10 protein-coding genes are annotated in these 15,548 nt (G+C 70.7%); 6 read left to right on the plus strand and 4 right to left on the minus strand.

The genetic code is table 11. The annotated features are described in order from the left end of the window. Positions 1 to 178: 178 nt before the first annotated feature. The 6 genes from hisC to OKJ99_RS21110 all read left to right on the plus strand — a co-directional run bounded on the left by hisC (position 179) and on the right by OKJ99_RS21110 (position 10,645). Entirely contained in the window at positions 179 to 1,258 is a 1,080-nt protein-coding gene (gene hisC, locus OKJ99_RS21085; RefSeq protein WP_326018561.1) for a histidinol-phosphate transaminase, read from the plus strand. 203 nt (positions 1,259 to 1,461) lie between these two features. Next, positions 1,462 to 3,036: a cytochrome ubiquinol oxidase subunit I gene (locus OKJ99_RS21090; protein WP_326018563.1), complete on the plus strand. Its 1,575-nt coding sequence runs from the start codon at positions 1,462 to 1,464 to the stop codon at positions 3,034 to 3,036. Positions 3,037 to 3,049: 13 nt separating this feature from the next. Continuing rightward, entirely contained in the window at positions 3,050 to 4,054 is a 1,005-nt protein-coding gene (cydB, locus tag OKJ99_RS21095) for a cytochrome d ubiquinol oxidase subunit II (protein WP_326018564.1), read from the plus strand. Positions 4,055 to 4,146: 92 nt separating this feature from the next. Beyond that, positions 4,147 to 7,647 (plus strand): thiol reductant ABC exporter subunit CydD, encoded by a 3,501-nt coding sequence (gene cydD, locus OKJ99_RS21100; protein WP_326018566.1) that lies wholly within the window; start codon positions 4,147 to 4,149, stop codon positions 7,645 to 7,647. A gap of 82 nt (positions 7,648 to 7,729) precedes the next feature. Continuing rightward, positions 7,730 to 9,460 (plus strand): sensor histidine kinase, encoded by a 1,731-nt coding sequence (locus tag OKJ99_RS21105; protein WP_326018568.1) that lies wholly within the window; start codon positions 7,730 to 7,732, stop codon positions 9,458 to 9,460. A 135-nt stretch (positions 9,461 to 9,595) separates the two neighbouring features. Then, positions 9,596 to 10,645: a M23 family metallopeptidase gene (locus OKJ99_RS21110; RefSeq protein WP_326018570.1), complete on the plus strand. Its 1,050-nt coding sequence runs from the start codon at positions 9,596 to 9,598 to the stop codon at positions 10,643 to 10,645. 11 nt (positions 10,646 to 10,656) lie between these two features. On the opposite strand, the gene OKJ99_RS21115 is transcribed toward OKJ99_RS21110, so the two are convergent. The 4 genes from OKJ99_RS21115 to OKJ99_RS21130 form a co-directional block, all read right to left on the minus strand. Continuing rightward, the gene (locus tag OKJ99_RS21115) at positions 10,657 to 11,583 is read right to left on the minus strand and encodes an HAD hydrolase family protein (RefSeq protein WP_326018572.1); all 927 of its coding nucleotides are present in this window, start codon (positions 11,581 to 11,583) and stop codon (positions 10,657 to 10,659) included. Positions 11,584 to 11,672: 89 nt separating this feature from the next. After that, the gene (locus tag OKJ99_RS21120) at positions 11,673 to 12,626 is read right to left on the minus strand and encodes an LLM class flavin-dependent oxidoreductase (protein ID WP_326018574.1); all 954 of its coding nucleotides are present in this window, start codon (positions 12,624 to 12,626) and stop codon (positions 11,673 to 11,675) included. Positions 12,627 to 12,784: 158 nt separating this feature from the next. Next, positions 12,785 to 13,771 (minus strand): MerR family transcriptional regulator, encoded by a 987-nt coding sequence (locus OKJ99_RS21125; protein ID WP_326018576.1) that lies wholly within the window; start codon positions 13,769 to 13,771, stop codon positions 12,785 to 12,787. Continuing rightward, on the minus strand, positions 13,768 to 15,546 hold the full coding sequence (locus tag OKJ99_RS21130) for an SDR family oxidoreductase (RefSeq protein WP_407700733.1): 1,779 nt from the start codon (positions 15,544 to 15,546) through the stop codon (positions 13,768 to 13,770). The genes OKJ99_RS21125 and OKJ99_RS21130 overlap by 4 nt, the downstream gene beginning before the upstream one ends. Positions 15,547 to 15,548: the final 2 nt, after the last annotated feature.

Raw genomic sequence — 15,548 nt, forward strand, 5'->3', positions numbered from 1 at the left:
CAACTCACCTTCACGGGTGATGCGCGCCACGGCGCGAGCTACCGGCGCGCGCCAGGGAGAGGAGCGCTCCCCCCTCTCCGCACGCCTTGGGGAGGGGTCGGGACCCGGGCCATTGGGGAGCGCGGCGAATCCTCTTAAGGTGAGCAGTATTGGAACGGTGCCCACAAGGAGGACTGCGGTGAGCGAGATCAACCCCAAGCTGCGTGCGGAGCTGGCGGGGATCCCTGCCTACAAGCCCGGCAAGCCGGCCGCTGCCGGAGGACCGGTGGCGTACAAGCTGTCCTCCAACGAGAATCCGTATCCTCCGTTGCCCGGAGTGATGGAGCAGGCGATCGCCGCCGCCGGGACCTTCAACCGCTACCCGGACATGGCGTGCACCGGCCTGATGAACGAGCTGTCCGACCGTTTCGGTGTGCCCGTCTCTCATCTGGCCACGGGAACCGGCTCGGTCGGTGTCGCGCAGCAGCTGCTCCAGGCGACCTCGGGGCCCGGCGATGAGGTCATCTACCCGTGGCGGTCCTTCGAGGCGTACCCGATCATCACGCAGATCAGCGGCGCGACGTCGGTGAAGGTGCCGCTCACGCCGAGCGAGGACCACGACCTCGACGCCATGATCGACGCGATCACCGACCGCACGCGCCTCATCTTCGTCTGCAACCCCAACAACCCCACGGGCAACGCCATCCGCCGGGCGGAGCTGGAACGGTTCCTCGACCGGGTGCCCTCCGATGTCCTGGTGGTCCTCGATGAGGCGTACCGCGAGTTCATCCGCGATACCGAGGTGCCGGACGGCGTCGAGATCTACCGGGACCGGCCGAACGTGGCGGTGCTGCGGACCTTCTCGAAGGCGTACGGGCTCGCGGGGCTGCGCGTGGGCTTCGCCATCGCGCACGAGCCGGTCGCCGCGGCGCTGCGCAAGACGGCGGTCCCCTTCGGCGTGAGCCAGCTCGCACAGGACGCGGCGGTCGCCTCGCTGCGCGCCGAGGACGAGCTGCTCGGTCGGGTCGGCTCATTGGTGGCCGAGCGCGCGCGGGTCGTCGAGGGGCTGCGGGCGCAGGGCTGGACGGTGCCCGAGACGCAGGCCAACTTCGTGTGGCTGCGGCTGGGGGAGAAGACGCTGGACTTCGCGGCTGCCTGTGAGCGGGCGGGCGTGGTCGTCCGGCCGTTCGCGGGGGAGGGTGTGCGCACCACGATCGCGGAGACCGAGGCCAATGACATCTTCCTGCGGACGGCCGAGGAGTTCCGCAAGGAGCTGTAGGGCGCCGCGCGTTGGCCGTGCGTCGTAGCCACAGGGGGTCTCCCGAAGTAAGGGGGGACCCCCTCTCGTATGCCGAAAGCCAGTACGACATAATGCTTGTGAATGTGAACGCGTTCACAAGCGTGTCTCGGTTCCTCCCGAGATTTGTGGGATTAAAGGGGCAAACTGCCGCTGTGACCACGGCGATGTAAGGAGAAGACGCAGTGGACCCGACAACGGTCGCCCTCGCGCCGGAGACCCTGGCGCGATGGCAGTTCGGCATCACCACCGTCTACCACTTCCTGTTCGTCCCACTGACGATCTCTCTTGCCGCGCTCACGGCGGGCCTGGAGACGGCATGGGTGCGCACGGGCAAGGAGAAGTACTTCCACGCCACGAAGTTCTGGGGGAAGCTTTTCCTGATCAATATCGCGATCGGTGTCGCGACCGGTCTCGTGCAGGAGTTCCAGTTCGGCATGAACTGGTCGGACTACTCGAAGTTCGTCGGTGACGTCTTCGGTGCTCCGCTCGCGATGGAGGCGCTGATCGCCTTCTTCTTCGAGTCCACCTTCATCGGACTGTGGATCTTCGGCTGGGACAAGCTGCCGAAGAAGATCCACTGCGCCTGCATGTGGATGGTGTCGATCGGCACGCTCGCCTCGGCCTACTTCATCCTGGCGGCCAACTCCTGGATGCAGCACCCGGTCGGCTACGAGATCGACAAGCAGACCGGCGTGGCCCGTCTCAACGACATCTGGCACGTCCTCTTCCAGAACACCGCGGTCGTGCAGTTCACGCACACCGTCTCCTCCGCCTTCCTGACCGGCGGAGCGTTCATGATCGGCATCTCCAGCCTGCTGCTCTGGAAGATCAAGAAGCAGAAGGACGCCGGCGAGCAGGTCGACCGCAAGCGGACCGTCACGCTGCGCAGCTCGCTCCGGATCGGACTGGTCACCGCGATGATCGCGGGCGTCCTGGTCGCCCTCTCCGGCGACCAGCTGGCCAAGGTGATGTTCAAGCAGCAGCCGATGAAGATGGCGGCGGCGGAGGCGCTGTGGGACACCGAATGTCCCGCACCGTTCTCCATCTTCGCCGTCGGCAACGTGAACAAGGGCCACAACTCCGTCGAGATAGAGCTTCCGGGCCTGCTCTCGTTCCTGGCCGACGACAACTTCACCAGCTGTGTCCCCGGCATCCACGAGACCGCCAAGGCCGAGGCCGAGAAGTACGGCGGCTCCCCCAACGACTACATCCCCAACATCTTCGTCACCTTCTGGGGCTTCCGCCTGATGATCGGCATCGGGCTTACCGCTGCCGTCGCCGCGGGCGCCGGATTCTGGCTGACCCGGAAGAAGCGATGGCTGTTGCCCGAGCATCGAAGGGGCGAGGACGAAATCCCCAAGCTGATGCTCACCAACAAGAAGGAACTCGGCCCGACCGTCACGAAGTGGGGCTGGCGGGTCGGCATGGCCTCGCTGGTCTTCCCCTTCATCGCCAACTCCATCGGCTGGATCTTCACCGAGATGGGCCGTCAGCCCTGGGCCGTCTTCGGCCTGTTCCGGACCGCGGACTCGGTCTCCCCCGGTGTCAGCCAGACCGAGATGGCGATCTCGCTCACCGTTCTGACCCTGCTGTACGCGGTGCTGTTCTGGATCAACGTACGGCTGATGAAGAAGTACGCCCTCAAGGGTCCCGACACGGACGAGGAACCGCCCACCAAGGACCCGAAGTTGCGTGGTCCTTCGGGGGGCGACTCCGATGACGACGACGCCGACAAGCCACTGACCTTCGCGTACTGAGAGGAGAAACGCCATGGGCCTCAACGACTTCTGGTTCCTTCTGATCGCCGTTCTGTGGACCGGCTACTTCTTCCTCGAAGGCTTCGACTTCGGGGTGGGCATCCTGACGCGGCTGCTCGCGCGCGACAGGACCGAGCGGCGCGTGCTGATCAACATCATCGGGCCGGTGTGGGACGGCAACGAGGTCTGGCTGCTCACCGCGGCCGGCGCGATGTTCGCCGCGTTCCCCATCTGGTACGCGACGTTCTTCAGCGCCTTCTACCTGCTGCTCGTGATCGCGTTGCTGCTGCTGATCGTGCGCGTGCTGTCCTTCGAGTACCGGCACCAGCGGTCGGAGGAGAGCTGGCAGCGCAACTGGGAGCTGGTGCTCTTCGTCAGCTCGCTGCTGCTGCCGTTCCTGTGGGGCGTGATGTTCGCCGACATGGTGCACGGTGTGCCGATCAACTCCCAGCAGGACTTCGCCGGTTCGTTCGGCGACCTGCTGACCTGGTGGGGACTGCTCGGCGGCCTCGCCTTCACCGCCGTGTGCACGCTGCACGGCGCCGTGTTCACCGCGCTGAAGACCGAGGGCGACATCCGGGTACGGGCGCGTGCGCTCGCGACGAAGGCGGGTGTGGCCACCGTGCTGCTGGGCGGCGGGTTCCTCGCCTGGATCCAGGTCGAGCGCGGAACGGTGTGGACCGCGGTGGCCTTTGCCGTGGCGGTCGTCGGGCTGCTCGGCACGCTCGTGATGAACGCCAAGGGGCGCGAGGGCTGGGCCTTCAGCTTCAACGGGATCGCGATCGCGGCCGTGGTGGCGGCGATCTTCCTGGCCCTGGTGCCGAACGTCATGCCGTCCTCGCTCAATGACGCGTGGAACCTGACGATCGACAACACGTCGTCGGGCCCGTACACGCTGAAGGTGATGACCTGGGTCGCCGGGATCATGACGCCGCTGGTTCTGCTCTACCAGGGCTGGACCTACTGGGTGTTTCGCAAGCGGCTCAGCACGAGCCACATTCCTGCCGAAGCGCACTGAGCGCCTTCAAGAGGGCGTGCTGAGCGCCTTCAAGAGGGCGCGCCGAGCGCCTTCGCCCCGTCTGCGTTCGTCTACGTGAGGGTGTGTTTCACGTGAAACCGATCGACCAGCGTCTGTTCCGGTACGGCCGGGCCTCTCGCCTCTTCCTGATCGCGGTGGTGGCCCTGGGCGCCGCCGGGGCGGGCCTGGTCATCGCGCAGGCGATGCTCATCGCCGAGATCGTGGTGGGCGCGTTCCAGCACGGCCTCGGCGTGGCCGAACTGCGGGCTCCGCTGCTGCTGTTGACGGCGGTCGCGGCGGGGCGCGGGCTCGTGGCCTGGCTGACCGAGCTGGCCGCGCACCGGGCGAGCGCGGCGGTCAAGTCGGAGCTGCGCAGGCGGTTGTTGGAGCGGGCCGCGCGGCTCGGCCCCGGGTGGTTGAGCGGGCAGCGCACCGGGTCCCTCGTGGCGCTCGCGACGCGCGGCGTGGACGCCCTCGACGACTACTTCTCCCGCTATCTGCCGCAGTTGGGGCTCGCGGTGGTGGTCCCGGTGGCGGTGCTCGCCCGCGTCGTCACCGAGGACTGGGTGTCGGCGGCGATCATCGTCGGCACGCTGCCCCTCATCCCGATCTTCATGATGCTGATCGGCTGGGCGACCCAGTCCCGGATGGACCGCCAGTGGCGGCTGCTCTCCCGGCTCTCGGGCCACTTCCTGGACGTCGTCGCGGGTCTGCCGACCCTGAAGGTGTTCGGCCGCGCCAAGGCGCAGGCCGAGTCCATCCGCAAGATCACCGGCGAGTACCGCAGGGCGACGATGCGCACCCTGCGGATCGCCTTCCTCTCGTCGTTCGCGCTGGAGCTGCTGGCCACGCTGTCGGTCGCGCTCGTCGCCGTGACCATCGGCATGCGGCTCGTGCACGGCGAGATGGATCTGTACATCGGGCTCGTGATCCTGGTGCTCGCGCCCGAGGCGTATCTGCCGCTGCGGCAGGTGGGCGCGCAGTACCACGCGGCGGCCGAGGGGCTCGCCGCGGCGGAGGAGATCTTCGCGGTCTTGGAGTCGCCGCTGCCCGAGGACGGCACGCGCGATGTCCCCGCAGCCGGCGGAATCGGGTTTGAAAGCGTTTCTGTTCGCTACGAAGGGCGGTCCTCGGAGGCCGTCTCCCATGTCTCCTTCAAGGTCGACGAGGGCGAGACCGTGGCGCTCGTAGGACCGAGCGGAGCGGGCAAGTCGACGCTGGTCAGTGCCCTGTTGGGTTTTGTGCGCCCCTGTAGTGGGCGGATTTCCGTCGGTGGTGTCGATCTCGCCGAGGTGTCGCGCGAGGCGTGGCACGCGCGCGTGGCGTGGGTTCCGCAGCGGCCGCAGCTGTACGCCGGTTCGATCGCGGACAACGTACGGCTCGCGCGGCCCGAGGCCGATGACGCCACGGTGCTCGCCGCGCTGCGGGAGGCCGGGGCCCTGGAGTTCGTCGAGGCGTTGCCCGAGGGCATGGCGACCGTGCTCGGGGAGGACGGCGCCGGGCTCTCCGCCGGGCAGCGGCAGCGGCTCGCGCTCGCGCGGGCGTTCCTCGCGGACCGGCCGGTCGTGCTGCTCGACGAGCCCACGGCCGCGCTCGACGGCGGGACCGAGGCGGGCATCGTCGACGCGGTGCGCCGGCTCGCCGTGGGGCGGACCGTGCTGCTCGTCGTGCACCGTCCCGCGCTGCTCGCCGTCGCGGACCGGGTCGTACGGATCGAGGCGCCCGGTGCGGTGCCGGCGCAGGTGCGCGGCGCCGCGCACGAGAGCCCGTCCGCGCAGGCCTTCGCCGAGGCGGTCGAAGCCACGCCGGTGGAGGCACGCGGCGATGTGCCGGTGGACCGGCGCCATGTGCTCGTACGGCTGCGCGACGCCGCCAGGCCGCGCCGCTCGCGGCTCGCGCTCGCCCTGCTGCTCGGCGCGCTCGCGCTGGGCAGCGCGGTCGGTCTGATGGCGACGTCCGGGTGGCTGATCTCGCGGGCCTCGCAGATGCCGCCGGTGCTGTACCTGATGGTCGCGGTGACGGCCACGCGCGCGTTCGGCATCGGGCGGGCCATCTTCCGGTACATGGAGCGGCTCGTGTCGCACGACGCCGTGCTGCGGATGCTGGCCGACACCCGGGTCGCCGTGTACGGGCGCCTGGAGCGGCTCGCCCCTGCGGGGCTGCGCACGACGCGGCGCGGCGACCTGCTCTCCCGGCTCGTCGCCGATGTGGACGCCCTGCAGGACTACTGGCTGCGCTGGCTGTTGCCCGCGTCGGTCGCCGCGCTCGTGGGCGTGGGGTCGGTGGCGTTCACCGCGTGGTTGCTGCCCACCGCGGGTGCCGTGCTCGCCGTGGGGCTGCTGCTCGCCGGGGTCGGGGTGCCGCTGTTGTCGGGCGCGGTGTCACGACGCGCGGAGCGGAGGCTCGCCCCCGCGCGCGGGGGCCTCGCCACGAAGGTGGCCGAGCTGCTCACCGGCACCGCCGAACTGACGGTCTCGGGCGCGCTGCCGCGACGTACGAAGGAGGCCGCGGAAGCCGACTCCGTGCTGACGCGGATCGCCTCGCGCGCCGCCACCGCGACCGCGCTCGGCGACGGACTCACCGCGCTGATCACCGGCCTGACCGTGGCGGCGGCCGCGCTGGTCGGCGTCCAGGGCGTGCGCGCGGGACAGCTCGACGGAGTGTCGCTCGCGGTCGTCGTCCTGACGCCGCTCGCCGCGTTCGAGGCGGTGCTCGGCCTGCCGCTCGCCGTGCAGCACCGTCAGCGCGTCCACAAGAGCGCTGAGCGGGTCTACGAGGTCCTGGACGCGCCGGAACCCGTACGGGAGCCCGAGCGGCCCGCACAGGCCCCGCAGGATCCCTTCCCGCTCGTCGTGCGCGGCCTCACCGCCCGCTACGAGGGCCAGGAGCGGGACGCGCTCGCCGGCCTCGACCTGACGCTGGAGCGCGGCCGTCGCGTCGCCGTCGTCGGCCCGTCGGGTTCGGGAAAGACGACCCTCGCCCAGGTGTTGCTGCGTTTCCTCGACGCGGACGCCGGGACGTACACGCTCGGCGGTGTCGACGCGTCGGCCCTCGACGGCGACGCGGTCCGGCGCCTGGTCGGGCTGTGCGCCCAGGACGCGCACCTCTTCGACAGCAGCCTGCGCGAGAACCTGCTGCTCGCCAGGAAGGACGCCACCGAGGACGACCTGTGGGCGGTGCTCGGCCGCGTACGTCTACGGGAGTGGGCGCAGGCGCTGCCGGACGGGCTCGACACCCTGGTGGGTGAGCACGCCGCACGTCTCTCGGGCGGCCAGCGGCAGCGGCTCGCGCTTGCCCGAGCGTTGCTCGCCGACTTCCCCGTCCTCGTGCTCGACGAGCCCGCGGAACACCTCGACCTGGAGACGGCGGACGCGCTCACCGCGGATCTCCTGGACGTCACGCGGGGGCGGACGACGGTGTTGATCACGCACCGCCTCGCAGGTCTGGAGGCCGTGGACGAGGTGCTCGTGCTCGACGGCGGCCGGGTCGCCCAGCGCGGTCCGTACGCCGAGCTCGTCGCGGTCGACGGGCCGCTTCGGGAGCTTCGGCTTCGGGAGGGCGCGGCGGAGGCGCTGGCCGGCGCGGGGAGCTGAGGCAGCCGGATCCGGACCTCGGCGCCCCTCGCCAACCCGATCCCGACTTTCCTCACCAATTGGCACTAATTAGGCTCGCAGCATGGCAGCACCCACGGACCCCGGCGCCCCGCCTCCCGACGAGCCCGCCGCGGCTTCCCTGGAGGCGGCGACTCAGGCGACACGAAGCCTGCACGGTCTGTCGGCCGAACTGACCGCCCGGCTGCCGCAGCTCCTCGAAGCGATGCGTTCCGTGGGCACAGGCCTCGAACTGCACACCACGCTCGACCGGATCTGCGAGACGGCCGCCGAACTGACCGACGCCAAGTACGCCGCGATCGGCGTCGTCGCCGAGGACGGCGACGGGCTCGCGGACTTCGTCTACTCCGGGATCGACGAGGAGGCCGCGCGGCTCATCGGGCGGCTGCCCGACGGGCACAAGGGACTGCTCGGCGCGCTCATCCACGACCCCGTGACGGTGCGCCTCGCGAACCTCGCGGACGACCCGCGCTCCTGCGGCTTTCCCGCGCACCATCCGCCGATGCACACGTTTCTCGGCCTCCCCATCCGCGTACAGGGCGAGATCTTCGGAAACCTCTACCTCACGGAGAAGCACGGCGGCGGCGAGTTCAACGACGACGACCTGAACATGGTCCGGGTGCTCGCCACGGAGGCGGGCATCGCCATCGGCAACGCGCGCCTCTACGAAGCGGCCAAGCAGCGCGAGCGGTGGATCGACGGCTCGGTGGCGGTGACGACCGCGCTGCTCTCGGGCGGCGACGCAGACGACGCGCTCCAGGTGGTCGCCGAACAGTCCCGGCACCTCTCGGACTCGGCGGCCGGCATAGTGATGCTGCCCGCTGAGGAGGGCGGCATGGAGATCGTCGCCGTCGACGCGGACGGGCCCTCCACCGCGCTCGGCGTGATCGTGCCGCCGGAGAGCGAGATCATCTCCGAACTGCTCGACGGGAAGGCCGTGTTCGTCGACGACGCGGCCACCGATACCCGCATGCTGACCGGGCTCGCGCAGGACTACGGGCCGTCCATGATGCTGCCCCTCCAGAGCGGCGGGCGGGTCCTGGGGACATTGGTGATGACCCGCGCGCGCGGGGAGCGTCCTTTCAGCGAGGCGGAGCGCACCCTGGCCACCCAGTTCGCGTCCCAGGCCGCGCTCGCCCTGGTCTCGGCCGACGCGCAGCGCGACCGGGAGCGCCTCGCCGTCCTGGAGGACCGCGACCGGATCGCGCGCGATCTGCACGACCTCGTCATCCAGCGCCTCTTCGCCACCGGGATGATGCTGGAGACCGCCCAGCGCCGCTCCGTGGTGCCCGAGGTACAGGCCGGTGTCGGCAAGGCGGTCGACGAGCTCGACACCACGATCCAGGAGATCCGCACCGCGATCTTCGCCCTCCAGCAAGGGCCGACCGAGGCGCCGTCGGGTCTGCGCACCAAGGTGGTCCGCGAGATCAACATGGCCGCCGTGCCGCTCGGGTTCAAGCCCTCGTACCGCTTCCTCGGACCCGTCGACACGGTCGTCGGCGAGCTCACCGGCAAGCACCTCATCGCGGCGCTGCGCGAGGCCCTCTCGAACGCGTTCCGGCACGCGGAGGCCGACCGCATCGACGTCGTCGTGGACGCCACCGTGCTCCTCCCCGACGGGCGGCAGGGCGTCCGTCTGACGGTCGCGGACGACGGGGTGGGCATCAAGGAGGGCGGGCGGCGCAGCGGCCTGAAGAACCTCCAGAAGCGGGCCGAATCGCTCGGCGGCGCCAGTTGGCACGGAGCGGGGCTCGACGGGGACGGCACGACGGTGGTGTGGCAGGCGCCCCACTGACGCCTTGCCGAGGGGTGCGGGTGGCGCCGCCCGCCCCGGTTTGGCGGTACGTTCCTGCGCCGTACGGGGCACCCGTTCCCTCGGCCGTACCAGCCCCACAGGAAGCCCGGCGTGCGGCGGTCGACGATCCGATGCATGCGTCATGGACCCCGCCGAACCAGCACATCGCTCGTCCTCCCGGTGCTGCTGTGCGCCCTCGTGGCCCTCGGTGGCCCGCCCACGGTCTCCCAGGGCGCGGAGGGACCCGAGGCGAGCGCGGACGTCGCGCGCCTCTTCGAGGAGGCGTCCACGGCGACGCAGCGCTACGAAGCGGGCCGTAAGGCCGCCTCCGTACAGAAGGCGGAGGTACGGACGATGGAGCGGCTGCTCGTGCGGGAGCGGCGGCAGATCTCCGTGCTCCACGACGACCTCGGCCGGATCGCCCGCGCCCAGTACCGCAGCGGCGGCGACATCCCCCTCACGGCGCAGATGCTGCTGGCCGGGAACCCCGAGAAGCTGATGCACGGTCAACGGGCGGTCTGGCAGGCCGATCTGGCCCTCAACAACGCTGTGGACAAGAGCAGGCGCGCCGAGCGCAGGCTCGCGGACGGACAGCGCAGGGCGGCGGACGCGTGGCGCTCCCTGAAGGAGCGCAACGCACGGCTCGTCATCCTTAAGAAGGGCATCGAGAGCAAGCTCGAAGCGGCGCGGTGGCAGCTCCAGGGACAGGCGGACACCTCGGTCGCCGCGGGGAAGTGCCGGGGCGCCGTACGCCTCAAGGAGCCGAAAAACTCAACCACGCGCGCGTGGCTGCCTCCTGTGGAGAAGTACGAGCTGTCCGCGGGCTTCGACAGCGCGGGCGAGCGCTGGTCGCACCGGCACACCGGGCAGGACTTCGCGGTCGACATCGGCACCCCGGTACGGGCGGTGGGCGCGGGCCGCGTGGTGAGTGTGTCCTGCGGTGGCGCCTTCGGCATCGAGGTCGTCGTGCGGCATCCCGGCGGTTACTACACGCAGTACGCGCACCTCGCCGCGGTCACCGTCGACCAGGGGCAGAAGCTCCGCGCGGGGCAGTGGGTCGGGCAGTCGGGCACCACCGGCAACTCGACAGGGCCGCACCTCCACTTCGAGGTGCGGCTCACGCCGTATCTGGGGTCCGGGGTGGACCCGGTGAAGTGGTTCGCCGAGCGCCACGTGAAGCTGTAGGCGGCGTGGAGCTACTGGGCCTGGTGAAGCTTCTGGGCGGGGGCGTGCGCGGCCAGGATGTCCTCGATGACGCGGGCCACGCCGTCTTCGTTGTTGGTCGCCGTACGGCCGGTCGCCGAGGCCAGGACCTCGGGGTGCGCGTTCCCCATCGCGTAGGACGTGCCCGCCCAGGCGAGCATCTCCATGTCGTTGGGCATGTCCCCGACGGCGACCACCTCGGTGGGCGCGATGCCGCGCTCCGCGCAGCACATGGCGAGCGTGCTCGCCTTGGAGACGCCGGGACCGCTGATCTCCAGGAGCGCGCTCGGGCTCGACCGGGTGATGGCCGCCCGGTCGCCCACACCCGCGCGGGCCAGGGCGAGGAACTCGTCGGGGTCGAGCTCGGGGTGGTGGGCGAGGAGCTTGAGCACCGGCTGGTCCGCGACGGACGCGCCCTCGAAGTCCGCGGCCAGCAGCTTCTCCGCGGGTGCGACGGTCTCCCCGGGGCCCAGGTGCAGCGGCGGGTACGTGGGCTCGTGGTGCAGGCCGCCGGTGCGCTCGACGGCGAAGGTGGTGCCGGGGGCCGTCGCCCGCAGGATGCGGACGACGTCGAGCGCGTCCGGCACCGTAAGCTCGCGGATCTTGACGAAGCGGTGCTCGCCCGCGCCGCCGTGCAGGTCCACGACGGCGGCGCCGTTCCCGCAGATCGCCAGGCCGTGGCCGTGCACATGGTCGCTGACGACATCCATCCAGCGGGCCGGGCGGCCCGTCACGAAAAAGACCTCGATGCCGGCCTCCTCCGCGGCGGCGAGCGCGGCGACCGTACGCGGCGAAACGGTCTTGTCGTCGTGCAGCAACGTTCCGTCGAGGTCGGTGGCGATCAGCCGGGGCGTGGGGGCGGAGGGGGCCGGAGTCCGGGGCCCGGGAGTCGGTGAGGTCACCGACCCATGGTCGCGCATATGCGCGCACGGGCGTGCTGCGGGGCGCACAGATGAGTACGAACCTGGCTCATGCGCCCCACCCGGGGCACGGCGTGACGGAGTCCGATTCAGTCGAGTTGGGACAGGGCCTCCGTGGCGATCGCCTCGAAGGTCTTCTGGTCGGCCGCGAACGCGGTGTCGGGGATCGGCCAGTGCAGCACGAGCTCGGTGAAGCCCAGCTCCCGGTGCCTGCCCGCGAAGTCCACGAAGGCGTCGACGGAGGCGAGGGGGCGGGTGCGGTCCGGGGTGAACCCGGTGAGCAGGACCTTGTCCGGTTCGTCCGCGTCGCGGCCGATGGCCTCGCACGCGGAGGCCAGCTTCGCGACCTGCCCGCGAATGGCCTGAATCGATTCCTCCGGGGTGCCCGTCTCGTACAGCTTCGGGTCGCCGGTGGTCACCCATGCCTGCCCGTGCCGCGCGGCGAGCTTCAGGCCGCGCGGGCCCGTAGCGGCGACCGCGAACGGCAGCCGGGGTCGCTGTACGCAGCCCGGGATGTTCTGTGCGCCGACGTCGCCGCCCGCCGAGTAGAAGGTTCCGTCGTACGAGACCGTGTCCTCGGTGAGCAGTCGGTCGAGCAGCGGGACGAACTCCGCGAAACGGTCGGCCCGCTCCCGCGGCGTCCACGGTTCCTGCCCGCTGTGCGCGAGGGCACTCGCGTCGAAACCGGTGCCGCCCGCGCCGATGCCGAGCGTGATCCGGCCACCGGAGATGTCGTCGAGCGTGAGCAGTTCCTTGGCGAGGGTGACGGGGTGCCGGAAGTTCGGCGAGGTCACGAGGGTGCCCAGGCGGATCCGCTCGGTGGCGGTGGCCGCGGCCGTCAGCGTCGGGACCGCCCCGAACCACGGTCCGTCCCGGAACGGCACGCGCCAGGACAGATGGTCGTACGTGTACGCGGTGTGGAAGCCCAGCTCCTCCGCGCGCAGCCAGGTCTCGCGGGCGCCCTCGTGCCAGCGGCGGTGGGGCAGGATCACGGTGCTCAGGCGCAGCGGGCGAGGGGGTGTGGCGGGAGCGTTCTCGTTCATACCTGCGAGCGTATGCGGATTTCCCTCACATCTCGCCCGGAGCTCTCTCGGATTCTCGCGGATTCTCTCGGATTCAATCCAGAAATTTTGGCCCGCATGTTTGATCCACAGCCAAGTCCAGTTATCCACAAGCTAGTTGGTGATTCTGTGGACAACTCTCAAGCGGAGGAGCCCTTTTGATCAACTGTGGGCGCATCACTGTGGTTTGGAGTCAATGCGTCCAATGTCCTTGTCTGTACCTCGCGTTCGGCCGCCGCCGCGATGAACGTCGAGACGTGCTCGGAGCCAACGAGCCTGCGTACGGCCCGTATTGTCTCCACCGGTACGGCGACGGATTGCGGCTCATCCAGCACCTCGGCCGCCGGCCCTTCGGCAAGGTGGCGATGGAGGTGCCGGGTGGCGAACATCCGCATGGCACGGGCGAGTTCGGCGTCCACGGACTGCTGTGCGAGCGGGCGAAGCCGCCGCACGAGCGAGGCCGCTTCGGCCGCTTCCGCGTCGGTCGGCGGCCGCGGACCGAGATAGCGGGCGAAGACATGCTCGGTGGTGAACTCCAGGAAACGCGCCGCTATATGTTCGACCTGCCCCCTCAACTCCCTTAGATGGCCGGAGATCGCGGACAGCGGAACGCCTGCCGCGTGCAACTCGACGGCGACCGCCAGCTCTTGAGGGCTCGGGACGAGGAACTCGTCGTGCGTCCCGGGGACGTGTTCGAGTACGCCGAGTTCGAGTGCGTCCCGCACGGCGGCCTCGTCGGGTTCGCCGCCGAACCGCTCGTCCAGCTCCGCGCGCGTGATGCGCCCCGCCCGCTCGTCCGTCCACGGGCCGTCCACCTCCGCGACCAGACCGAGCACGCCGCCAAGGCCGCGCCCCGCGTCCCAGGCCTCCAGCAGCTCCTTGATGGACGCCAGGGTGTAACCGCGGTCCAGCAGGTCGGCGATCTGGCGCAGCCTGGACAGATGCGTGTCCGAGTACACATTGGCCCGCCCGCGGCGCTCGGGCCGCGGCAGCAGCCCACGGTCCTGGTAGGCGCGGATCGTGCGGACCGTGGCACCGCTGTGGTGGGCCAGGTCCTCGATCCGGTACTCGGCGGCCGACTGCTCCGCCCCGCCCCGTGGCCGCGGCGCCGGGGCGTCGGTGCTCACAGGGGTGGCTCCATCCGGGCGACCGCGCGCAGGGCCTTGGGCGTGAAGCGGGACATGAGGTGGGCGCCGCGGGCCTCCGGGGTGACAGGGACGACCGCCTTGTCGTGCACGACGGCGCCCAGGATCGCCTCGGCGACCTTCTCCGGCGGGTAGTTGCGCAGGCCGTACAGGCGCGAGGACTTCTTCTGGCGGCGCTGCTCCTCCTCGGCGTCCACCCCGGCGAAGCGGGCCGTCGCCGTGATGTTCGTGTTCACCAGGCCGGGGCAGATCGCGGAGACCCCGATGCCCTGCCCGGCCAGCTCGGCGCGCAGGCACTCGCTGAGCATCAGGACGGCGGCCTTGGAGGTCGAGTACGCGGGGAGCGCCTTCGAGGGCTGGTACGCCGCCGCGGACGCGGTGTTCACGATGTGGCCGCCCTGCCCGCGCTCGGCCATCTGCTTGCCGAACAGGCGGCAGCCGTGGATGACGCCCCACAGATTGACGTCGAGGACCTTCTTCCAGTCCTCCGTGGTGGTGTCGAAGAAGGAGCCGGACAGACCGATCCCCGCGTTGTTCACCAGGACGTCGACCACGCCGTACTCGGCGGCGACCTTCTCGGCGAGCTTCTCCATGGCCTGCTCGTCGGTGACGTCCACGGTCTCGCCCCACGCCTCGGGGGCGCCTATGAGGCGGGCCAGCTCGGCGGTCCGCGCGACGCTCTCGGCGTCCCGGTCGACGGCGACCACCCGCGCGCCGGCCTCCGCGAAGGCGAACGCGGTGGCCCGGCCGATGCCGCTGCCCGCACCGGTCACCAGGACCAGCTGACCGGCGAACCGGTCCGCGTGCTTCCCGTCGGCCGCCGGGCGCCGTGCGGGCACGCCCGCCTCCTGCCCCTCGTGCGTGGTGACGAACTCGGTGATCCAGGCCGCGAGTTGATCGGGGCGGGTGCGCGGAACCCAGTGCTTGGCGGGCAGCACCCGGCGCGTCAACTGGGGCGCCCACAGCTCCAGCTGGTCGTACAGCCTCGGCGACAGGAAAGCGTCTCCGAGCGGCGTGATGAGCTGCACGGGCGCGTGCGCGTACGCGTCCTCGCGCGGGTGGCGCAGCCGCGCCCTTACGTTGTCCCGGTACAGCCAGGCCCCGCGGGCCGCGTCCGAGGGCAGCGACGACGTCGGGTAGTCGCCCGCAGGGACCCGCTCGACGCGCTCCAGGATCTTCGGCCAGCGCTTGCCGAGCGGACCGCGCCAGGCCAGCTCGGGCAGCACGGGCGTGTGCAGCATGTACACGTACCAGGACTTGGCGCCCTGGCCGAGCAGCTGGCCCACCTTCGCGGGCGTGGGCTTCTTCACGCGCTGCTTGATCCAGTGCCCGAAGTGGTCGAGGGACGGGCCCGACATCGACGTGAAGGACGCGATGCGGCCCTGCGTGCGCTGGACCGTGGCGAACTCCCACGACTGCACCGAACCCCAGTCGTGCCCCACCAGGTGCACGGGCCGGTCCGGGCTCACCGCGTCGACGACCGCCAGGAAGTCGTCGGTCAGCTTCTCCAGGGTGAAGCCGCCGCGCAGCGGCTGCGGAGCCGTCGACCGGCCGTGTCCGCGTACGTCGTAGAGCACGACGTGGAAGTGGTCCACGAGGCGCGCGGCGACCTCCGACCACACCTCCTTGGAGTCCGGGTAGCCGTGCACGAGCACCACCGTCGGCCGCTCGGGCCCGCCGGGTTCGCCCAGCTCGACGACGCACAGGTCGATACCGCCCGTGCGCACCCGGCGCTCGCGCGCGCCCTCGATCTTCATCA

Source organism: Streptomyces endophyticus (assembly GCF_035798155.1).
GTDB lineage: Bacteria > Actinomycetota > Actinomycetes > Streptomycetales > Streptomycetaceae > Streptomyces > Streptomyces endophyticus.